At 69.2% G+C, this 20263-nt stretch carries 20 protein-coding genes; 12 read left to right on the top strand and 8 right to left on the bottom strand.

Annotated elements, in window-relative coordinates; translation table 11 throughout:
* Nucleotides 1–36: 36 nt before the first annotated feature.
* On the top strand, nt 37–819 hold the full coding sequence (locus ODE13_RS12600; protein WP_322479597.1) for a YaaA family protein: 783 nt from the start codon (nt 37–39) through the stop codon (nt 817–819).
* Nucleotides 820–894: 75 nt separating this feature from the next.
* Here ODE13_RS12600 and ODE13_RS12595 read toward each other — a convergent pair whose 3' ends face one another.
* Nucleotides 895–1347: a reverse transcriptase-like protein gene (locus ODE13_RS12595; RefSeq protein ID WP_322479596.1), complete on the bottom strand. Its 453-nt coding sequence runs from the start codon at nt 1345–1347 to the stop codon at nt 895–897.
* Nucleotides 1348–1415: 68 nt separating this feature from the next.
* Nucleotides 1416–2339 carry a Nif3-like dinuclear metal center hexameric protein gene (locus ODE13_RS12590; protein ID WP_322479595.1) on the bottom strand — a complete coding sequence of 308 codons (924 nt, stop codon included), beginning with the start codon at nt 2337–2339 and terminating at the stop codon, nt 1416–1418.
* 107 nt (nt 2340–2446) lie between these two features.
* Here ODE13_RS12590 and msrA point away from each other — a divergent pair, with 107 nt between their 5' ends.
* From msrA to epsC, 3 genes are all read left to right on the top strand, one after another.
* The gene (msrA, locus tag ODE13_RS12585) at nt 2447–3022 is read left to right on the top strand and encodes a peptide-methionine (S)-S-oxide reductase MsrA (RefSeq protein WP_179542806.1); all 576 of its coding nucleotides are present in this window, start codon (nt 2447–2449) and stop codon (nt 3020–3022) included.
* Between the two features lie 105 nt (nt 3023–3127).
* Nucleotides 3128–4063, top strand: coding sequence for a cysteine synthase A (cysK, locus tag ODE13_RS12580; RefSeq protein ID WP_322479594.1), 936 nt, complete (start codon nt 3128–3130; stop codon nt 4061–4063).
* A 131-nt stretch (nt 4064–4194) separates the two neighbouring features.
* On the top strand, nt 4195–4782 hold the full coding sequence (epsC, locus tag ODE13_RS12575; protein ID WP_322479593.1) for a serine O-acetyltransferase EpsC: 588 nt from the start codon (nt 4195–4197) through the stop codon (nt 4780–4782).
* 22 nt (nt 4783–4804) lie between these two features.
* Here the strand turns inward: epsC and ODE13_RS12570 are convergent, their stop codons facing one another.
* The 4 genes from ODE13_RS12570 to zapE all read right to left on the bottom strand — a co-directional run bounded on the left by ODE13_RS12570 (nt 4805) and on the right by zapE (nt 10174).
* Nucleotides 4805–6034 (bottom strand): M14 family zinc carboxypeptidase, encoded by a 1230-nt coding sequence (locus ODE13_RS12570; protein ID WP_322479592.1) that lies wholly within the window; start codon nt 6032–6034, stop codon nt 4805–4807.
* A 159-nt stretch (nt 6035–6193) separates the two neighbouring features.
* Nucleotides 6194–7636, bottom strand: coding sequence for an NADP-dependent phosphogluconate dehydrogenase (gndA, locus tag ODE13_RS12565; protein WP_322479591.1), 1443 nt, complete (start codon nt 7634–7636; stop codon nt 6194–6196).
* Nucleotides 7637–7930: 294 nt separating this feature from the next.
* On the bottom strand, nt 7931–8869 hold the full coding sequence (gene ppk2, locus ODE13_RS12560; RefSeq protein WP_179542811.1) for a polyphosphate kinase 2: 939 nt from the start codon (nt 8867–8869) through the stop codon (nt 7931–7933).
* Between the two features lie 216 nt (nt 8870–9085).
* Nucleotides 9086–10174 (bottom strand): cell division protein ZapE, encoded by a 1089-nt coding sequence (zapE, locus tag ODE13_RS12555; RefSeq protein ID WP_322479590.1) that lies wholly within the window; start codon nt 10172–10174, stop codon nt 9086–9088.
* Nucleotides 10175–10302: 128 nt separating this feature from the next.
* Between zapE and ODE13_RS12550 the strand changes: the two genes are divergently transcribed.
* Both ODE13_RS12550 and ODE13_RS12545 read left to right on the top strand, forming a co-directional pair.
* Nucleotides 10303–11187, top strand: coding sequence for a sulfurtransferase (locus ODE13_RS12550; RefSeq protein WP_322479589.1), 885 nt, complete (start codon nt 10303–10305; stop codon nt 11185–11187).
* Nucleotides 11188–11304: 117 nt separating this feature from the next.
* Nucleotides 11305–11763, top strand: a complete 459-nt coding sequence (locus tag ODE13_RS12545; protein ID WP_179543253.1) for a SufE family protein — start codon at nt 11305–11307, stop codon at nt 11761–11763.
* On the opposite strand, the gene ODE13_RS12540 is transcribed toward ODE13_RS12545, so the two are convergent.
* Nucleotides 11735–13108, bottom strand: coding sequence for an alpha/beta hydrolase family protein (locus tag ODE13_RS12540; RefSeq protein ID WP_322479588.1), 1374 nt, complete (start codon nt 13106–13108; stop codon nt 11735–11737). The two genes, ODE13_RS12545 and ODE13_RS12540, sit on opposite strands and share 29 nt — an antisense overlap.
* A 264-nt stretch (nt 13109–13372) precedes the next feature.
* Here ODE13_RS12540 and msrB point away from each other — a divergent pair, with 264 nt between their 5' ends.
* From msrB to ODE13_RS12510, 6 genes are all read left to right on the top strand, one after another.
* On the top strand, nt 13373–13810 hold the full coding sequence (gene msrB / locus ODE13_RS12535) for a peptide-methionine (R)-S-oxide reductase MsrB (RefSeq protein ID WP_322479587.1): 438 nt from the start codon (nt 13373–13375) through the stop codon (nt 13808–13810).
* Entirely contained in the window at nt 13807–14934 is a 1128-nt protein-coding gene (locus ODE13_RS12530; RefSeq protein WP_322479586.1) for a threonine aldolase family protein, read from the top strand. The genes msrB and ODE13_RS12530 overlap by 4 nt, the downstream gene beginning before the upstream one ends.
* A 75-nt stretch (nt 14935–15009) precedes the next feature.
* Nucleotides 15010–15639, top strand: a complete 630-nt coding sequence (locus tag ODE13_RS12525) for a DUF3000 domain-containing protein (protein WP_322479677.1) — start codon at nt 15010–15012, stop codon at nt 15637–15639.
* 7 nt (nt 15640–15646) lie between these two features.
* Nucleotides 15647–16876 carry a ribonuclease D gene (locus ODE13_RS12520; protein ID WP_322479585.1) on the top strand — a complete coding sequence of 410 codons (1230 nt, stop codon included), beginning with the start codon at nt 15647–15649 and terminating at the stop codon, nt 16874–16876.
* Nucleotides 16877–16971: 95 nt separating this feature from the next.
* A complete protein-coding gene (locus ODE13_RS12515; RefSeq protein ID WP_322479584.1) occupies nt 16972–19149 on the top strand; it encodes a 3-hydroxyacyl-CoA dehydrogenase NAD-binding domain-containing protein in 2178 nt (725 codons plus the stop codon).
* A 79-nt stretch (nt 19150–19228) separates the two neighbouring features.
* The gene (locus tag ODE13_RS12510) at nt 19229–19669 is read left to right on the top strand and encodes a Rieske (2Fe-2S) protein (RefSeq protein WP_179542818.1); all 441 of its coding nucleotides are present in this window, start codon (nt 19229–19231) and stop codon (nt 19667–19669) included.
* Nucleotides 19670–19722: 53 nt separating this feature from the next.
* Here ODE13_RS12510 and ODE13_RS12505 read toward each other — a convergent pair whose 3' ends face one another.
* Nucleotides 19723–20217: a hypothetical protein gene (locus ODE13_RS12505; protein ID WP_322479583.1), complete on the bottom strand. Its 495-nt coding sequence runs from the start codon at nt 20215–20217 to the stop codon at nt 19723–19725.
* Nucleotides 20218–20263 lie beyond the last annotated feature (46 nt).

Here is a 20263-nt window from a genome sequence, read left to right as displayed (position 1 = left end):
ATCCCCGGCGGCCGTCGGCGCTGGTAGCCTGCTGCGGTGCTGATCTTTCTCCCACCCTCCGAAGGCAAGACTGCTCCGCGAGACGAGCACGCCGCGCCCCTTGACCTGACGTTCATGGCCCTCCCCGAGGTCGAGGAGCAGCGCCGGGCCGCCGTGGACGCACTCATCCGGATCAGCCGGCAGGACGACGCCCAGCAGGTCCTCAAGGTCGGAGCCAGGGTGATGGAGGAGGTCGAGCAGAACCGACGGCTCTGGGAGGCACCGGCCGCGCCGGCCCATGAGGTCTACACCGGCGTGCTCTTTGATGCTCTGGACGCCTCGGCGCTGCCTGCGGCGGCCTCGGCGCGAGCCGCCGAGCAGGTGCTGGTCTTCTCCGGCCTCTTCGGGGCGACCTCGTTCGCCGACCGGATCCCCGCCTACCGGCTCTCCATGGGGGTCGACCTCTCCCCCGCAGACGGTCAGGGTCCGGGCAAGCTGGGCGGCTACTGGCGCCGGGCTCTGGCCGAGCCGCTGCGCCGGCGGGTGGGCGACCAGCTGGTGCTGGACTGCCGGTCGGCCGGCTACGCGGCGGCCTTCCGGCCCGAGCCGGACCAGACCCTGGTGGTCAACAGCTTCACCGAGCGTGCGGGCGAGCGGAAGGTGGTCACCCACTTCGCCAAGCACGCCCGTGGCGTGCTCACCGGCATGGCTCTGCGTGCGGAGCAGGAGCCGCGCACGGTCGACGACGTCGCCCAGCTCGCCGCCGCCCGCTGGGAGGTCGAGGTGCGCCCGGCCACCGGCCGCACGCCCCACCAGCTGGACCTCATCGAGCAGGGCTGATTATCGAGCAGGGCTGAGATCGAGCGGGGCTGAACAGCCTCTCGGCCGGGCCGTCGACCCGCTCCGCAGGGCGCCTCAGCGGGTCGGCTGGATGCGACTGGCCGCCGGGTCCCACGAGGTACCTGCGGCGGCGGCGTCCATCGCCTCGTTGCTCAGCGCGTCGGCGTCGCCGTTCTTGGCCCGGGGAATCCAGGTGAAGGTGACGTTCATCAGCGGCAGGATCTGCGACGCCTCCTGGGCCAGACGCTGCATGTCGGGGTGCTTGATCTTCCAGCGTCCGCTCATCTGCTCGACGACGAGCTTGGAGTCCATACGCACCTCGACGGTGGCCTCCGGATCGATCTGCCGAACCAGGTTCAGGCCGTCGATCAGCCCCGTGTACTCGGCCACGTTGTTCGAGGCCTTCCCGATCGGGGTCGCCTGGGTGGCGAGGATCCTGCCCTGCGCGTCCCGCACGAGGGCTCCGGATCCGGCGGTGCCCGGGTTGCCGCGGCTGCCGCCGTCGGCCTCGATGATCAAGGTGGTCACGTCTCTCCTGTCACGTCCTGGCTGAGTGGCTCGTCACCGGACCAGGGGGCATCACCGAAGTGTCCGGATCACCGACCCGGAGTGATCACGAAGTCCCAGGGGTCGGTGTTGATGCCGCTGACGGCGACCTCCACATCGTAGCCGCGATCGGTCAGCGCACGGTCCAAGGCGTGCGCCGCGGCGGGGAGCCACAGCCACTCGCTGGCGAAGTGGGAGACGTCGATCAGATAGGGCCGCCCGTCCCGCACCGCCTCACGAGCTTCAGAGGCCGGGTGGTGGCGCAGGTCGCCGGTGATGTAGACGTCGGCCTCCGCGTCGCGCGCGGCCTGCAGCAGGCCGTCACCGGCGCCTCCGCACAGCGCCACCCGCCGGATGAAGGCGTCGCGATCCCCGGCCACCCGCACGCCGCCTGCCACCGCCGGCAGGATGGAGAAGACCGTGGCGGCGAACTCCCCGAGCGTGGTCCCCTGGGGAAGAGTCCCCAGGCGGCCCAGACCCTCCTCCTGAAGACCGTCGGGGGCAGGACTCAGCGGCTCGGCATCCTCGAGCCCCAGGATCTCGGCGAGCACGTCGTTGACCCCGCCGACGGCGGAGTCCCCGTTGGTGTGCGCAGTCAGCAGCGCGCAGCCGGACTCGATGAGACGGTGGATGATCTCCCCCTTGAAGGTCCCTGCCTCGACGCTCTGCACCGGCCGCAGCAGCAACGGGTGATGGGTGATGAGCAGGTCGGCGTCGGCGGCACAGGCCTCCTCCACCACTGCGCGCACCGGGTCCACGGCGAAATGGATGAGCTCCACCGGGCGGTCACGGCGACCTGAGACCAGTCCGACCGCGTCCCAGTCCTCGGCCAGGCCGACGGGCCAGAGCTCCTCGACGATCTCGAGCACGTCGCCGAGCAACGGGGTCTGGCGGTGCGGCGGCACCGGCGATGCGGCGGCGACGTCCTCGGCGGGCTGGTCGGTGCGGGATCCGATCCCGGAAGTGTGTGCCATGGCTCCAGTTCTACCCCGTCGGCCTGAGGGATCACCAGGGACACACCAGATCCGGGGCACTTGCCCGATGGAGGAATGTCCGCGCGTCCGCCGGAGTTGTCGCAGTCATGACGATCCACAGTGACCCGACGAGACCCGGTGCGCCCTCGCTACGGACCCTGGTGCTGGCAGCCGGATGCTTCTGGTGCCTGGACTCCCTGGCCCGTCGCCTGCAGGGTGTCCACGCGGTGCGCAGCGTCTATACCGGCGGTCAGGGTCCCGCGGACTACGAGTCCGTCTGCTCCGGGACCACCGGACATGCCGAGGCGGTGGAGATCGTCTTCGACCCGGAGGTGATTCCTGCCGAGATCCTCTTCGAGGTCTTCTTCACCTCCCATGACCCGACCTCGCTGAACCGGCAGGGATACGACGTCGGCACCCACTATCGCTCGGCGATGTTCTACGCCGATGAGCACGAGCGTGCGGAGTTCCACGCGGCGATCGAGCGGGCGCAGGCCGCCTATGAGCGTCCCATCGTCACGCAGCTGGAGCCGCTGGGCCCGGTCTTCGAGGCCGAGCCGGTGCATCAGAACTTCCACGCCCGCCGGCCCGGCGTCGGCTACTGCCAGGTGATCATCGACCCGAAGGTCGCGCGACTGCGCCAGCATTACGCCGCGTGGCTCCGGGAGGACATCCTGGTCTGATCAGCCGATAGAGTCAGAGCCGGGGTGCTCTCCCCGACGGGGTGAGGCAGCCCCACCAGCCTGCGCGTCAGATCCCACCACCCTCCTGGAAGAGGTTCCACCACCATGGCCAAGATCCTGGACAACATCACCCAGGCCGTCGGCAGCACGCCGCTGGTGCGGCTCAACCGACTCGACGCCAATCTGCCCGGAAATGTGGCGGTCAAGCTCGAGTACTACTCCCCCGCCAATTCCGTGAAGGACCGCATCGGCACCTCCATCGTGGATGCCGCGGAGGCCGCAGGAGTGCTCAGGCCCGGCGGCACCATCGTGGAGGGCACCTCCGGGAACACCGGCATTGCCCTGGCCATGGTCGGAGCCGCACGCGGCTACCGGGTGGTGCTCACCATGCCGGAGACGATGTCCACAGAGCGGCGGGTCATGCTGCGCGCTTTCGGCGCCGAGATCGTGCTGACCCCGGGGGCCGACGGCATGCGCGGCGCAGTCGAGAAGGCCAAGGCCATCGTGGAGGAGACCGAGAACTCGATCTGGGCACGACAGTTCGCCAACGAGGCCAACCCGCTGGTGCACTACAACACCACTGGTGCGGAGATCTGGGAGGACACTGACGGTGCCGTCGACGTCCTGGTCTCGGGCATCGGGACCGGAGGCACCATCACCGGTGCCGGTCGGCGTCTGCGTGAGCACAAGCCGGAGATCCACATCGTCGCGGTGGAGCCTGAGGACTCGCCGATCCTCTCCGGCGGAGCTCCCGGTCCTCACAAGATCCAGGGCATCGGGCCGAACTTCGTCCCGGACATCCTCGACCGGGAGATCTACGACGAGGTCGTCACCGCCAATCTGGACAAGGCGCTCGAGACTGCGCGTGACCTGGGCACGCAGGAAGGCATCCTCGGCGGGATCTCCACCGGCGCCAACGTGGCCGCCGCACTCGAGGTCGCCGCCCGCGAGGAGTATCGCGACAAACTCATCGTGACCCTCGCCTGCGACTTCGGCGAACGCTACATCTCCACCCTGCTCTACGAGGACATCCGCAGCTGATCCCCGCGGCCGGCGTCGCACGCTGACCAGGGGAACCCCTCCTGTCGGCGGACGCGCCGACTGGCCGCGGCCGCTCGGCCGCCGATAGCCTGCAGTGACCCGCCGTCGACGTCGAAAGGCACCGATCCACCTTGGGCATCTTCAAGCGCCTGCGTGAGGACATCCGCTCCGCGCGCGAGCACGACCCCGCCGCCCGCAGCGACGTCGAGGTGGTGCTCGTCTACTCCGGTCTCCACGCGATCTGGTCCCACCGGGTGGCACACCGTATGTGGGGCGTCCGCCCGCTGAAGACACCAGCCCGTGTGCTCTCCCAGGTCACTCGTGGACTCACCGGCATCGAGATCCACCCGGGCGCGCACATCGGCCGACGCTTCTTCATCGATCACGGCATGGGTGTCGTGATCGGCGAGACGGCCGAGATCGGTGACGACTGCATGCTCTACCAGGGGGTGACGCTCGGGGGCACGTCCCTGGAGCAGACCAAACGGCACCCCACCCTCGGGGATGGGGTCGTCGTCGGCGCGGGAGCCAAGGTCCTGGGACCGGTCGAGATCGGCGAGCAGTCTGCGGTGGGGGCCAACGCCGTGGTGGTGAAGTCTGCTCCGGCGCATTCCGTGCTGGTGGGCGTCCCGGCCAAGGACCGCAAGCGCCGCCAGGAGGAGCACCGGCCGCTGGTCGACCCCGCCAGCTACGCCCTCGATCCGGCGTTGTTCATCTGATCGGGGCCCAGCTGACGGGTGATCAGCTGACGGGGATCACGCCGCCCCAATCGGTGAAGTAGTACTCCACCGGCGCGTGGGGGATCTCCTCCCAGATCTCCGGGGCCAGTGCGAAGGTCTCTCCGCTGGCCAGCCCTTCCAGCCAGGACTCCACGCCCAGGATGTTCTGCTGCACGAACTTCCCACGACCGCGCTGGCCGAGGTCCCCGTCCCGCGTGTTCCCGGAGGTCTCGAAAAAGATCGCCGCATGGGCATGACCGTCAGGGTTCAGGCCGGCCCAGTCCAGGCCGAGCATCATCGCCGAGACGACGCCGCCCCGGATGTCGATCACCTGACCCCCTCCCACGTCATAGCGGTCCGCGGTGATGTGGCCACGGTGCCGGGTGTCCAGCCACACCTGCGAGGCCATCTGTCGGGTGAGCACGTCGAACTCCCCGTCGCGGATCCCGGGCAGCGTGGGCCCTCCCGGAGCCAGGGAGACTCCCAGTGAGAACGTGATCGGCTCGCCGGTCTCCGGATCGAGCTTCTGCCCCTGGTGATGGATGTCCAGGGCGTAGCTGGGCCGGACCATCGTCCAGTACTCGTACCAGGCCCGGGACTCCCGGGCGAGGAAGCCTTCCGCCGTCCAGTCCCGGTTCAGGTCGACGGTCAGCTCGGCGCCCTGGGCGTCGCGGCGCGGCGCGTTGGCCTCCCGGTCCCACAGCGTGGTGGTGCGTGTGTTCATCTCCGAACCGTCCGGGTTGTACATCGGGATGATGTGCAGGGTGAACTCTTCGCGCAGCCGGCGGTGGGCAGGCTGTCCGCTGCTGCCCAGCGCCTTGAGCACCGCCAGGGTCGCCTCGAGCCCGTAGGGCTCGTCACCGTGGATCCGCCCCATGATCCACACGTGGCGATCGCCGTGGCCGACCTGCGCCACGTAGAGCTCCCGCCCCTGCTCGGAACGGGTCTCGGCAGTGCCGATCTCGGCCAGCGTCCGCACGGTCACCTGCCCCTGGGAGGAGCGCTCGATCTGGGCGAGCTCACGGATCATGTCGTCGTAGCTGCGGATGGCGCCGGTCGGAGTGGAGGTGCTGGACTCCGCACCGGGACGGGCGATCGCCGCCTGGACGCCCAGCGGCAGCAGGGCCAGTGAGCCGAGCGTCCCGAGCGCGGCACGCCGGGAGAGGGACCGACCGCCGGGCACCTCCGGTGAGGTCGCCCCCGAGGGCTGACCTGGGACAGTTCGAGAAGGGAACGATGCATCATGTGTCATGCCTGTGAAGCATAGAGCAAGCTGGCCGTGATGCCCATCACTGCGGCCGCGGCTCATGCGACCGGACGAGTCAGGGCCCGGCCCGCGGAAAGTTCCGCGGGCCGGGCCCTGACTCGTCCGTCGTGCGACGTCGGCGCGTCGACGAGGTGGTGCTCGGCCTCAGCCGTCGATCTCGGTGCGGTCGCCCGACCACTGGGTGTGGAAGGTGCCTTCCTTGTCCACGCGCTGGTAGGTATGGGCGCCGAAGTAGTCGCGCAGCCCCTGGGTCAGCGCGGCCGGAAGACGGTCGCGACGCAGGCTGTCGTAGTAGGCGAGCGACGAGGCGAAGACCGGAGCCGGGACCCCATGGGTCGCCGCCGCGGCGACCACCCGGCGCCAGGCGGGAAGGCACTCATTGATGGCCTCGGTGAACTCCTCGGCGAGCAGCAGGTTCTTCGGCCGCTCGTCGGCGTCGGCGTCGTAGGCCTTCATGATGGTGTCCAGCAGGTCGGCACGGATGATGCAGCCGGCCCGCCACAGCGAGGCGATGGACTTCAGGTCTAGGTCCCACCCGTACTCCTCCCCGGCGGCGACCAGCATGTCCAGACCCTGGGCATAGGCGACCAGCTTGGAGGCGTAGAGGGCCTTGCGCACGTCCTCGACGAAATCTGAGCCGAACTCGGCGGCCGGTGCGTTCTCATCGATTCCGGAGCTGAATGCGGCGTTGGTCTCAGCGCGCAGCTCCTGCTGAGAGGAGATCGAACGCGCGAACACCGACTCGGCGATCGCGGTGACCGGCGAGCCGACCTCCAGGGCGGAGATCGCGGTCCAGCGGCCGGTGCCCTTCTGACCGGCGGAGTCGACCACCACGTCGACCAGGGGGCGGCCGGTGAGCTCGTCCTCCTGCTCGAGGACCTCGGAGGTGATCTCGATCAGGTAGGAGGCCAGGTCGGTGGTGTTCCATTCGCGGAAGACCTTCGCCTGGTCGGCGGGCTCGATGCCGGCGAGGCTGCGCATGAGGTCATAGGCCTCACCGATGACCTGCATGTCGGCGTACTCGATGCCGTTGTGGACCATCTTCACGTAGTGGCCCGCACCGTCGGTGCCGACCCAGGCGCAGCAGGGCTCGCCGTGGTAGTCCGCTGAGATCTTCTCCAGCATCGGACCGAGGGTCTCGTAGGACTCTCGGGAACCGCCGGGCATGATCGACGGACCGTTGAGCGCGCCCTCCTCGCCGCCGGAGACGCCGACGCCCACGAAGTGCAGGCCTTTCTCGCGGAGCGTCTCCTCTCGACGGCGAGTCTCCTCGTAGAAGGAGTTGCCGGCGTCGATGATGATGTCGCCCTCGTCGAGCAGCGGGACGAGGTCCTCGATGACGGCGTCCACCGGGGCCCCGGCCTTCACCATGATCAGCACCCGACGTGGCCGCTGCAGAGACTCGACCAGCTCGGCGAGAGTCTCAGTGCGGACGAAGCTGCCCTCGTCCCCATGCGCCGCGAGCAGCGCATCGGTGCGGCCCACCGACCGGTTGTGCAGGGACACGGTGTAGCCGTTGCGGGCCAGGTTCCGCGCCAGGTTGGCTCCCATCACGGCCAGTCCGGTCACGCCGATATCGGCACTCATGCAGTCTCCTTATCGAGGTCTGGTGATCGATCGAGTGCATCCTAGTCCCGGGAGGTTTCCGGGATGACGCAGCCTCCTCATGCGACACCCGCCCCGTGGTGAGACGGTGGCGCGAGGTGCTCAGAGGTGCTCAGAGGTGCTCAGATGACACGATGCTCGCCGTCGACGGTCGACGACGACCGAGGAGGCGAGCGTCTACACTCTATCGCCTCGGGGCCCGCAATGTGATGACCATTGCTTCCCGGGGCCAGTCCCCCACGTCAGCGGCGGCGCGGACGTCAAGGAGGGCGCGGGTCAGTCGCCGACGGCGTCGCGACCGCGCCGCACGATCAGCGGGTCGGGCTCACCCACGACCTCGTGGTCCTTGCCCTCGTACTCGAATTGGCTGAGGAAGTAGCGCATCGCGTTGAGGCGGGCTCGCTTCTTGTCATTGGACTTGATGGTGATCCATGGAGCATGATCGGTGTCCGTGCGCCGGAACATCTCCTCCTTGGCGTCTGTGTAAGCCTCCCAACGATCCAGGGACTCCAGGTCCATCGGCGAGAGCTTCCACTGCCGGACCGGGTCGATCTGCCGGATCGCGAAGCGGGTCCGCTGCTCCTTCTGGGTCACGGAGAACCAGAACTTCGTCAGGTGGATCCCGGCATCGACGAGCATCTGTTCGAACTGCGGAGCCTGCCGCATGAACACCTCATACTCGTCATCGGAGCAGAAGCCCATCACCCGCTCCACACCTGCCCGGTTGTACCAGGAACGGTCGAACAGGACCATCTCCCCCGCGGTGGGCAGATGGTGGACGTAGCGCTGGAAGTACCACTGGCCACGCTCCCGGTCTGAGGGCTTGTTCAGCGCCACGACGCGTGCGGTCCGGGGGTTGAGATGCTCGGTGAATCGCTTGATCGTGCCACCTTTGCCCGCCGCATCCCGACCTTCGAAAACGAGGACGTGCTTGAGCCCGTAGTCCTCTGCCCAGTATTGGAACTTCAGCAGCTCCACCTGCAGGTGGTACTTCTCCAGCTCGTAAATGTCCCGCTCGAGGCGGTACTCGTAGGGGTAGTTCTCCTGCCAGGTCTCGACGGCGTTGCCCTGGGGATCGATGAGGTCCGGGTCCGGAGTGTGGCCGTCCTGGACCGTGTAGCCACCTTCGCGGAGGCGGTCGATGAACTCGCGGAGGTTCTCCCGGGGCGCCTGGTTCAGATCCCCCACGATGTCCTGCACCTGGTCCCTGATCATGCTCTGCTCCCCTTCTCTCCTGCGACGTCCTCCATCCGATCAGACGCCGATGAACGGCCCGTTAACGACCTGCGATGACGACCTCCGAGAGCCGGGCGCACGCGCCGCTGGCACGTCCACGTCTGCCCCGAGGCGCGTCGGCAGCCCGTCGATGGTGAGGATCGAGTCTACGCCTCTCTGCGGCGCGGCACAGCAGTGCGCGCACCCACGGCGTGGTCAGAGCGCCTTCTCCCCCATCTGGCCGGACCGGACCAGGGCGGTCAGGCGAGAGACGGCCCGATGGTACTTCTTCATGTACCCGCCGGACATCATCTCCTCGGTAAAGAGCTGGTCGAACGGGACCCCGGAGGCGATGATCTTCACGTCCTGGTCATAGAGCCGGTCCGCCAGCACCACGAAGCGGAGTCCCAGGGACTGGGCTTCGATGGTGGTGACATCCTTGAGCACGAGCACCTCGACCCCGCTGAGCAGGTGCCGGTATCGACTGGGGTGCACCTGGCTCAGGTGCTCGGTCAGGGCCTCGAAGTCGTCCACGACGACCGTGGCTCCCTCGTGGTGCGCGGCGGCGAAGTCCTCCAGCTCCTCGGTGGCCAGCGGCGGGGGCGCCTCGGGCAGGCCACGGTGGCGGAAGTCCTCACCGTCGACCCGGACCACGGCGAACTGGTCGGCCAGCACCTGGATCTCACGCTGGAAGTCGGAGGCGGCGAAGCGTCCGTCGCCCAGCGAGCCGGGCAGCGTGTTGGAGGTGGCGGCGAGCTTGACGCCGGCGTCGGTCAGCTCGCGCATCAGTCGGGACATCAGCACGGTGTCCCCGGGGTCGTCCAGCTCGAACTCGTCGATGCAGACCAGCGAGTAGTCCGAGAGCACGTCCACGGTGCGGCGGAAGGACAGCGCGCCCACCAGGTTGGTGTACTCCACGAACGTCCCGAAGGCACGTTGTCCCGGGGAGGCGTGGTAGAGCGAGGCCAAGAGGTGGGTCTTGCCCACGCCGAAGCCGCCATCGAGGTAGATGCCGCCCGTTCTGGGACTCTTTGTGCTCCGCCCCCGCCTGCCGCTCGGGGCTCCCGAGGATCCTCCCCCGAAGAGCCGGGACAGCAGTCCACCCGACCCGCGAGGGCGCCCCACGGTCTCGGCGAATCCACGCAGTTCCTCCACAGCCTGCGCCTGCGAGGGGTGCCCGGGATCCGGGATGTAGGAGTCGAAGGAGACATCGGCGAAGCGGAAGGAGGGCGTCAGGCCCTCGAGGAGCTCCCCGACGCCCACCTGCGGACTCCGTCGGCTCAGCGGCGTGGCGTCAGACGGCATGAGGCCATGCTACCCATTGAGCACGGGCACCCACGCATGACGGTTCGTGACATCTGGTGGGAACACACCGCGTGCCTCGATACGCTGGCACCAGGCGCATGCCCGAGCCCGACAGAAAGGCCCCGCAGATGAGCGAGAAGGACTTCAGTCAGTACGCCCACCCGGAGAAGCTGGTCTCCACTGCATGGGTGGCGGAGCACAAGGACGACGACGGCGTGGTGCTGGTCGAGTCGAACGAGGACGTGCTGCTCTACGAGACCGGCCACATCCCCGGTGCGGTGAAGATCGACTGGCACACCGAGCTCAACGACCCGGTCACCCGAGACTTCCTCGACGGTGAGCACTTCGCCGAGTTCGCCGCGGCCAAGGGCATCAGCCGGGACTCCACCGTGGTCTTCTACGGTGACAAGTCCAACTGGTGGGCGGCCTATGCGCTCTGGGTGTTCACGCTCTTCGGCCATCAGGACGTCCGCCTCATGGACGGCGGCCGCCAGAAGTGGACCGAGGAGGGGCGCGAGGTCAGCACCGAGCGGCCCTCGCCGGCCCGGGGCGAGTACCCGGTGGTCCCCCGGGACGACTCGACCCACCGCGCCTTCCGCGAAGACGTGCAGGCCCACTTCGGCAAGCCTCTGGTGGACGTCCGCTCTCCGCTGGAGTACTCCGGGGAGCGCACCCATATGGAGGGCTATGAGGAGGAGGGCGCCCTGCGGCGCGGACACATCCCCTCGGCGGCCTCCGTTCCCTGGGGGAAGGCGGCCCAGGAGGACGGCACCTTCAGGTCCCGCGAGGAGCTGGAGAAGATCTATCGCCAGGACGCCGGGCTGGGAGAGGCCGACGACGTCATCGCCTACTGCCGCATCGGCGAGCGGTCCTCGCACACCTGGTTCGTGCTCCAGCACCTGCTGGGCCACGAGAACGTGCGCAACTACGACGGCTCCTGGACCGAATGGGGCAATGCGGTGCGGCTGCCCATCGCCGTGGGCGAGGAGCCCGGCGAGGCGCCCCGCGGCTGAACGCCCTCGTCGACCCCGCGACGCTCGGGTGTCTGAGCGCCCGTCGCCCGTGCCTGGCACCGTCAGGCGGGCGGCGGGTCGGCTCAGGACGCCCTCCCCGCTTATCCTGGAGACATGATGACCACCACGACCGCCGCGCGCCTGCCCGAGCCGCTGGCCGAGATCATCGAGGAGTTCCAGGCGGTTCCGGACCAGCAGAAGCTGGAGCTGCTGCTGGAGCTCTCCCGAGAGCTGCCCGAGGTGCCTCCGCGCTATCAGGGCTCCGCCGACTCCATGGAGCAGGTGGTGGAGTGCCAGACTCCGCTGTTCCTGGCCTTCGAGTACGACGACGAGGCCCGCACAGCCGAGATCGTCTTCTCCGCGCCGCCGGAGGCTCCCACCACCCGGGGCTTCGCCTCGATCCTGCATCAGGGGCTCAACGGCCTCAGCTACGAGGAGATCCTCGCGGTGCCCGATGACGTCCCCGCACGGCTGGGCCTGTCCAAGGCCATCACGCCCCTGCGTCTGCGTGGCATGTCAGCGATGCTGGGCCGCATCAAGCGGAACATCACCGCGCACGTCGCGTCGCTGAGCTGAGGTGCGCCGGTGCGTCGCCGCCGAACAGCTCCGTCACCCACGCCACCACGCTCTGCTCCCAGCGTTCACGGTCGTGGTTCCACTCCTTGACGTGCCGCGCCTGGGTGAACGGTACGAAGGTGACCATCTCGTTCCGCTCGGCGAGGTTCCGTGAGGGGACGTAGGGCACGACGTCGTCATCGCTGCTGTGCAGGATCAGCGTGCGCACGTGAAGCTGGTCGGCACGGTCGATCCAGTTCAACGCCTTGAGGTCCACCGGGGCAGCCAGCCCGGTCACGCGGCGTCCCGCCGGATGCGAGATGAACCAGCTTCCCAGGCGTCCCACGGCCTCCGGGATGCGGTTGGCCCGTGCCTGGTAGCCCAGCACATCGATCCAGTCCACGACCGGCCCGGTGAGCACCAGCCCGCGGATCGCCGGTGCGAGCCGCGACCGGTCCGCAGTCTGCAGAGCGATGGCCCCGCCCATGGACCAGCCGAAGAGCAGGACGTCCTCGGCGCCCTGGTCCAGAGCGTGCTGCACCGCGGCCTCCACGTCCTCCCATTCGGTGACGCCGAGTCCGTAGCGTCCATCGGGGGCGTCCGGGGCCTCGCCGTCGTTGCGGTAGGAGATCAGCAGGGCGTCGATGCCGAGCCGCTCGGCCACCCCCAGCGCACGGATGCCCTCGGCGCGTCGACCCCCACGTCCATGGACCATCACCGCCCAGACGTTCTTCTCAGCCAGCGGGCCGGTGCGGGTGCGCGGGGGCACATGCCACGCCGGGGCCGGTCCGCCCGGGAGCTCGACGACGACGTCGCGGGAGGTGAAGCCGGCGGCGTCGGGCGTCGGGTCCGGCACGGAGGTCCACCAGCCCCGGTTCACCTGGCGAAGGTCCCCGTCGTAGACCTTCTCGACGCGGCGGGCGATCGTGCCGTCGCGAGGGCTGAACGAGCTGATCTCCCCGATCCGTGCACTCGCCCGACCACCGTGGAAGTTGAGTCCGTAGGTGCCCTCCACCACCGTCTCGGGGGTGGCCGGCAGGATGACCTCGTCACCGGCGGGCCCACGCACCACCGCGAGGATCTCCAGGTCCTCGGCATGCTCCTTGGCCGGCGTGACCACCACGCGTGCGAAGTGGCCTGCCAGGGCGGAGGCGGCCCCGGCCAGCGTCATGCCGGCGGCCAGGCCGGTGCCGACGCCGAGCATCGAGGCTCGCAGCCAGGGGGTCCCAGGGTCCGAATCGGGAGTCCGCCGGGAAGACCTCTCCGGGAGCCTCTCGATGACGCGTCGGATCCGAGCGGTCAGGCCGCCGACCTGAGCGGGCAGGGCACGCGAAGCCGAGCCGGGCGCGTGAGCGCGGGGTGACATGACTGGGAGGCCTCCACGAGGTCGGTTCCGGGTGTTTCGAGGGCTACGATGCCCACAGGCCAGCTTACGCGCGCCGCCTGGCGCATGCTGTGTTCCACACCTCAGGCGAGTCCGGAGCTGGGCTTCACCTGCCGCCTCGGGAAGCTCCGTCGCGGTCCGGACGTTGTGCCTGCTGAACACCGCCGACCCGCAGGGTCGGCGGCCGCGGGCGCCGCACGGGCCCGTGGAGGACACCCGACGATGTGATCGTGATGTGATGGAGCCATGAGCACTGACCAGACCGACCCCGGCGCCCCGGCCGCGTTCGCCTCGCTGAGCGACGCCCAGTGGCGAGAGCGGCTGAGCCCCGAGGAGTACTACGTCCTGCGCCAAGGGGGTACGGAGCGCCCGTTCACCGGAGAGCAGCGGGACGCCGGCCAGCGCGGCGTGTATCGCTGCCGCGCCTGCGGCGCCGAGCTCTTCACCTCCGAGACCAAATTCGACTCCCGCTGCGGGTGGCCGAGCTTCTACCAGCCCGCCGAGGGCGCGAACGTGCGCTATCTTCGCGACACAGGGATGGGCATGGAGCGTGTGGAGGTCCGTTGCGGCTCCTGCGACTCCCACCTGGGGCACGTGTTCTCCGGGGAAGGCTTCGACACCCCGACTGATCAGCGCTACTGCATCAACTCCCTGTCGATGACCTTCCAGGAGGAGGACGAGTGACCAGCATCGACCTGACCGCCGCTGAGAGGGCCGCGGAGTCAGCGGCACCAGCTGTGCCGGCGGACCTGCTCGACCCGGGCTTCGCCTCGGACAACACCGCCGGGATCTCCCCCGCGGTCCTCGGGGCCATCACCGACGCCAACACGGGTTCTGCCCTGCCCTACGGTGGGGACAGCGTGACAGCACGGCTGGAGCATGTCATCCGTGAGGAGTTCGGGTCGCAGGCGCAGATCTTCCCGGTGTTCACCGGCACCGGCGCCAACGTGGTCTCCCTGCAGGCGATGCTGCCTCGCTGGGGAGCTGCCATCTGCACCCGCCAGGCACATGTGAACACTGACGAGGGTGCCGCGCCAGAACGAGTGGGGGCGATCAAGCTTCTGGCCCGCCCTCGCCCCGACGGTCGCCTCGCCCCGGAGGACGTCGACGCGGAACTGGGTGCGCAGGGCTTCGTCCATGCCGCACAGCCGCTGGCCGTGACGCTGACCCAGTCCACCGAGGTCGGCACCGTCTACTCCCCCGCACAGATCGCCGCCGTGGCCGAGCGGGCGCACGCCTCAGGCCTGGGAGTGCACATGGACGGATCACGGATCTCTAACGCGGCCGCGGCCTTGGGCGTGTCCCTGCGTGAGGTCACCACCGACGTCGGTGTCGACGTCCTCAGTCTGGGCGGCACCAAGAACGGGGCGCTGGCGGCCGAGGCCGTCGTTGTCCTGAACCCGGACAGGGTGACCGGGCTCGACTACATCCGGAAGTTCTCGATGCAGCTGGCCAGCAAACAGCGGTTCGTCTCCGCCCAGCTGCTCGAGCTCTTCGGCACGGACCTGTGGCGGCGCAACGCCGAGCATGCCAACGCACAGGCGCGGCGGCTGGGCGAGCGGCTCGCGCAGATCGACGGCATCGAGCTCTCCTCCCCCGCCCAGGTCAACGCCGTGTTCCCGAAGATGCCCCGCCATGTGGTGGCGGCCCTGCAGTCGCGGTACCTGTGCCATGTCTGGGACGAGGCGGCCGACGGTGACCCGATCATCCGCCTGATGTGCTCCTTCGCCACCTCGGATGCGCAGATCGACGAGCTGGTGGACCACGCGCGCAGAGCCTCCACGGCGCGCCTCGCCCACGGTGGCTGATCCTGTCCATAGGCTGGATGCGTGACAGCACTCGATCCGGCCGGATCTGCGAGGGGACGCGGGCTCGGCCCACAGATCTCCACTCCCGGCATCGACGAGCTCCCAGAGTCCTTCCGCTCGGCCCTGGGGGACCTGCGCCGTGCCCGACCTCGGCACCAGGCGCTCGTCGAGGAGATCCCGGCCCCGGTGAAACTCGCCCCCTACGCGGTGGCGCTGCGTGCCGAGGTGCTGGAACCTTCGGCGAAGACTCCGGTGCACGGCCCTGACCGGCTCCGGCCGGCGCCGGAGGAACCGGACATGCTGGCGACGGGGCGCTTCATCCTGCTGCACGATCCACAGGGCCAGGAGACCTGGGGCGGGACCTTCCGGGTGGTCATCTATATCCGTGCCGAGCTGGACGCGGACATGGGCAACGATCCCCTGCTCGCGGAGGTCGCCTGGACCTGGCTGAGCGATTCGCTGGACCAGTGCGGCGTCGAGCACAGCCACGCCGGCGGCACCGCCACGCGCATCCTCTCGGAGTCCTTCGGCAGTCTCGAGGAGCGTCGGGCCAGCAACACTGTGGAGCTGCGCGCCTCCTGGACACCCACGGGCTCGCACCTGGGCCGGCACCTGGAAGCCTGGGCCGACATGGTCTGCTCCTTCGCCGGACTCCCGCCCCTGCCCGACGGCGTGGTGGCCCTGCCCCATGTCAGGAGGAACTGACCACATCATGGAGGACCAGGAAGAGCATCTTCCGCCCCTGCTGACCGAGCCCGCCGACGGAGTACCCTTCGTCATCGACACCCCGCGGGGCCTGCAGCGCTGCGCCGAGGCTCTCGCCGCAGGCTCCGGACCGGTGGCGGTCGACGCGGAGCGCGCCTCCGGCTTCCGCTACGGCCAGCGGGCCTTTCTCGTGCAGCTCAAGCGTGAGGGCTCAGGACTCTGGCTGATCGACCCCGAGCCCTTCGACACGCTCATCCCGCTGCAGCGTGCCCTCGGCAGTGCGGAATGGATCCTGCACGCCGCCTCCCAGGATCTTCCCTGCCTGGCCGAGCTGGGGATGCACCCGCATGCGCTCTTCGACACCGAGCTGGGAGCCCGGCTGGCCGGGCTGCCCCGCGTCGGCCTCGGTGCCGTCGTCGAATCCCTGCTGGGCGTCCGGCTGGCCAAGGAGCACTCGGCGGCGGACTGGTCCCGACGCCCTCTGCCGCAGGACTGGCTGCGCTATGCGGCTCTGGACGTCGAGCTGCTGATCGAGCTGCGCTCCTCGCTCAGCCAGATGCTCGAGGAGCAGGGAAAGACGGACTGGGCGGCCCAGGAGTTCGAGCATGTGCGGACGCATCGACCGGCCGCGGTCCCGAGGAAGGACCGATGGCGCAAGACCACCGGGATCAACAAGCTGAAGAGTCCGCGCCGCCTGGCAGCCCTGCGAGAGCTGTGGCGCGCCCGCGAGCACCTGGCCGAGCAGAAGGACATCGCCCCGGGCCACGTGCTCCCCGACTCTGCGTTGGTCGCCGCGGCCCAGGACATGCCCGGGACCGTGCCGCAGCTGTTGGGAGTGCCGGGATTCCACGGGCGTGCCGCCAAACGGGAAGCCCCGCGATGGCTGCGGGCGGTCAAAGCCGGGGCGGCGTCCGAGGACCTTCCTGAACTGCAGCGCCGCACCGGCGCTCCCCCTCCTCCGCGCTCCTGGAAGGATCGGAATCCGCTGGCCTTCCGCCGGTACCGCACGGCCCGGGAGCGCCTGGTCCGGCAGGCCGAGAGGCTGGAGGTCATGTCGGAGATCCTGCTGACTCCGGCGGTGCTCAAGCAGCTCTGCTGGGACCCGCCGGAGCCGATCGATCTCGAGACGGTGGCAGCAGCTCTGGCCGAGCTGGGGGCCCGTCCGTGGCAGGTGGAGCAGACCGCGGCCATCGTCACGGTCGCCCTGCTGGACCCCGATCCGCTGGACGACCTCTGAGGCAGTCGGCGGGCGCGCTGGCCAGGTGAGCTACTCGTCGGTAGCATGTGATGCGGAACGCATTCTTCCCTGACGACGACGCTGTGGAGGCACCCATGAACGCGCAGTCCGCCCGCTCCAGCTCCGCCGGAACCGACCGGCAGGCCATCACCCCCGCACAGACCGACTTCTCCGGCTACGCCGCCCTCGCGGAGGCCTTCTCCGACGAGGTGCTCACGCACAGCCGGGTCGAGGACGTCGCACTTCCCGACGACGCCGGCACCCTGGCGCTCATCCGGCTCGACAATGATGCGCCGAAACGGCCCACCACGCTCGGACCGAACTCGCTCATCGCGTTCGGCGAAGCCGTGGCCGCGCAGCTGCCCCGTGCTGAGTCCGGCGAGATCGTCGGCCTCGCCGTGATCGGCAAGCCCGGATACCTGGTGGCCGGCGCGGACCTCGGCGCGGTCAACACCATCGAATCTTCGGAGCTCGCCCGGACGATGGCCGAACTGGGCCATCAGGCCTACAACCTGCTCGAAGACTTCCCGGTGCCCAGCTTCGCCTTCATCAACGGCACCGCTCTGGGCGGCGGTCTGGAGATCGCACTGGCGGCCCAGTGGCGCACCGTCTCCACGGGCGCCAAGGCGCTCTCCCTGCCCGAGGCCTTCCTGGGGCTCATCCCCGGATGGGGCGGTGTGTACCGCCTGCCCCGGCTCATCGGCCCCGAGGCGGCCGCGCAGGTGATCTTCAGCAACGCGCTGGCCAACAACCGCACGTTGAAGGGCCCGCAGGCCTATGAGCTCGGCATCGCCGACGCCCTGCTCGGGGCCGACGACTTCGAACAGGAGTCCCTGGCCTTCGCGGCCAGGGTCATCTCCGAGGACCCCGAGACGCTGACCTCACTGACGCGACACCGGGACCGTGACACCTCCGAGGAGGCCTGGGAGCGCGCCGTGGGCTCCGCCCGCAGGACCGTGGCCACGAAGACCGGAGAGTCTGCGCCCGCCCCGGTGAAGGCGCTGGAGGTCTTCACCGCCGGCAAGGATCGGGATCGCGAGCAGGATCGGGTCGCCGAATGCGATGCGCTGGCCGAGCTGATGGTGACCGCCGAGTTCGCCAACACCGTCTACGCCTTCCTGGAGCTGGTCCAGAAGCGCGCCAAGCGTCCGGCCGGAGTGCCGGAGACGGCTCCGCGTCAGGTCGGCAAGGTCGGCATCGTCGGGGCCGGGCTGATGGCCTCTCAGCTCGCCATGGTCTTCGCCCAGCACCTGCAGGTGCCCGTGGTGATGACCGACGTCGACGACGCCCGCGTCGCCAAGGGCCTGGACTTCGTCTCCTCCCAGGTGCAGAAGCTGCAGACGAAGGGCAGGCTGAGCGCCGATCAGGCCGCAGGCCTCAAGGGCCTGGTCACCGGCTCCACGGACAAGTCCGTCTACGCGGACGCCGATTTCATCATCGAGGCGGTCTTCGAGGAGATCGGGGTGAAGAAGCAGGTCTTCGCGGAGCTGGAGGAGATCGTCCCTGCCGAGACGATCCTGGCCACGAACACCTCCTCCCTGTCGGTCACGGAGATGGCCGCCGATCTGCGGCACCCTGAGCGGGTCATCGGTTTCCACTTCTTCAACCCGGTCGCCGTGATGCCGCTGATCGAGATCGCCCGGACCCCGCAGACCGCTGACGAGCCTATCGCCACGGCCTTCGACCTTGCCGCACGGCTGCGCAAGACCCCGGTGCTGACCACCGACTCGGCCGCGTTCGTGGTCAACCGGATCCTGCTGCGCCTCATGGCCGAGGTGCAGAAGGCCTTCGACGAGGGCACCGACGCGGCCACCGCGGATCAGGCGCTGCGGCCCATCGGACTGCCGATGACGCCTTTCACCCTGCTGGCGATGGTCGGCATCCCGGTGGCCCAGCACGTCACCGAGTCGCTGCACGCGGCGTTCGGTGAGAGGTTCCATGTCTCGGACAATCTGCAACGACTCATCGAGGCAGGTGTCACCGAAATCTGGAGCACCGACGAGGAGGGCCGCCCGTACATCAAGGAGGAGACGCTGGCGCTCATCGAGGTCGGCGACTCCCCGCGCACCGGCGAGCAGCTGCTCCACGACGTCGAGGACGCCCTGGCCCAGGAGATCGGTCTGATGCTCACCGAGGGGGTGGTCAGCTCGCCGAAGGACATCGATCTGTGCATGATCCTCGGGGCCGCCTGGCCGATGCACCGCGGCGGCATCACTCCCTACCTGGATCAGATCGGCGCCAGCGAGCGGATCAACGGCCGCACCTTCCACTGAGGTCGGCCCCACAGTCGATCAAATCGGCCCGTCAGGTGGGCGCGGCACTGCGTTCCTGGTCCCGGTAGACTCGGGACCGATGAGTGACACATGCTGCGCCCGCCGGGCCTTTCTCCGCTCCACCGCTGCCGGGGCCGTCGGCCTGACCGGGCTCTCACTGGCAGCCTGCGGCGGCGGCACGGAAGACTCCGAGTCTGCGGGCGAGGCCGTGCATCCCGGCGACACGTGGGAATCGGTGCTCGCGGCCGAGGAGCTGCCGCCGGGAGCCTCCACGTCAGCCAGCGTCGGAGAGCATGACCTTCTCCTGCACCGCAGCGGCGAGGAAGAGGTGCACGCCTTCACGTCCGTCTGCACCCACCAGGGATGCACGGTGGAGGCTGAGGACGAGCGGTTCCCCTGCCCCTGCCATGGATCCGTCTTCGCCGTCGACTCGGGCGAGCCGATCTCTGGGCCCGCGACCCGCCCGCTGACCCGGTTCGAGGCGGAGATCACCGACGGCGAAATCCGTGTGCTGATCTGAGCAGTACGACCCTCTGAGGAGCCCGGACCGGAGGCGGATCCGTGCGATCAGGATCAGCCGATGCGGATACGCACCTTCGAGGCCGGCACATCCGTTCCGCGGATGGCACCGCGCACCGCATCTCCAGCCTTGCGGCGGTGCAGCGTGCGGCCGCTCATGACCAGCGCCGTGGCACCGTCGAACTCCGCCGGCTCAGGATCGCTCAACGCGCCGAGGCCCCGCCAGGCCAGGGTGGTCAGCACCGTGGCGTGCACGGTGTCCGCATTCCGCCGTTCCGCCGCCGAAGGCTCCGAGCCCTTCAGCGGGACAGCCACCACCAGCTCGGTAGTCTCCTCTTTGGACACCTCGCGGTACCCGTCGGCCGCACACTGGGCGGTGAAGCTCTCCAGCAGCACCTGAGCCTCCTCGGGCTGCGCCTTCTCGGCGGTCAGCGTGCCGTTGACGCCCACCGCACCGTGATGGACCACGAACTCACCGGCGGCCTCGTCGAACCACGCTTCGCGGTACTGCCAGCCTGACGGCTCGGCGGGACGGAACAGACTGATCATGGAGCCTCCGGAGGGTCTGGGCCGCAGGGAGGTCCCGAGCGGCGGG

It is taken from the genome of Nesterenkonia sp. HG001, assembly GCF_034438835.1.
Lineage (GTDB): Bacteria > Actinomycetota > Actinomycetes > Actinomycetales > Micrococcaceae > Nesterenkonia > Nesterenkonia xinjiangensis.
Note: the sequence above shows the minus strand (reverse complement) of the source record. Positions and strands in the feature narration are given on the sequence as shown.

Excerpts from the sequence above, each read along its gene's own strand:
- ODE13_RS12510 (WP_179542818.1), top strand. The coding sequence starts at position 19,229 with ATGAGTGACACATGCTGCGCCCGCCGGGCCTTTCTCCGCTCCACCGCT.
- ODE13_RS12570 (WP_322479592.1), bottom strand. The coding sequence starts at position 6,034 with ATGACACATGATGCATCGTTCCCTTCTCGAACTGTCCCAGGTCAGCCC.
- cysK (WP_322479594.1), top strand. The coding sequence starts at position 3,128 with ATGGCCAAGATCCTGGACAACATCACCCAGGCCGTCGGCAGCACGCCG.
- zapE (WP_322479590.1), bottom strand. The coding sequence starts at position 10,174 with ATGCCGTCTGACGCCACGCCGCTGAGCCGACGGAGTCCGCAGGTGGGC.
- ppk2 (WP_179542811.1), bottom strand. The coding sequence starts at position 8,869 with ATGATCAGGGACCAGGTGCAGGACATCGTGGGGGATCTGAACCAGGCG.
- ODE13_RS12520 (WP_322479585.1), top strand. The coding sequence starts at position 15,647 with ATGGAGGACCAGGAAGAGCATCTTCCGCCCCTGCTGACCGAGCCCGCC.
- ODE13_RS12545 (WP_179543253.1), top strand. The coding sequence starts at position 11,305 with ATGACCACCACGACCGCCGCGCGCCTGCCCGAGCCGCTGGCCGAGATC.
- ODE13_RS12505 (WP_322479583.1), bottom strand. The coding sequence starts at position 20,217 with ATGATCAGTCTGTTCCGTCCCGCCGAGCCGTCAGGCTGGCAGTACCGC.
- ODE13_RS12590 (WP_322479595.1), bottom strand. The coding sequence starts at position 2,339 with ATGGCACACACTTCCGGGATCGGATCCCGCACCGACCAGCCCGCCGAG.
- ODE13_RS12550 (WP_322479589.1), top strand. The coding sequence starts at position 10,303 with ATGAGCGAGAAGGACTTCAGTCAGTACGCCCACCCGGAGAAGCTGGTC.
- ODE13_RS12540 (WP_322479588.1), bottom strand. The coding sequence starts at position 13,108 with ATGTCACCCCGCGCTCACGCGCCCGGCTCGGCTTCGCGTGCCCTGCCC.
- ODE13_RS12515 (WP_322479584.1), top strand. The coding sequence starts at position 16,972 with ATGAACGCGCAGTCCGCCCGCTCCAGCTCCGCCGGAACCGACCGGCAG.
- msrB (WP_322479587.1), top strand. The coding sequence starts at position 13,373 with ATGAGCACTGACCAGACCGACCCCGGCGCCCCGGCCGCGTTCGCCTCG.
- msrA (WP_179542806.1), top strand. The coding sequence starts at position 2,447 with ATGACGATCCACAGTGACCCGACGAGACCCGGTGCGCCCTCGCTACGG.
- gndA (WP_322479591.1), bottom strand. The coding sequence starts at position 7,636 with ATGAGTGCCGATATCGGCGTGACCGGACTGGCCGTGATGGGAGCCAAC.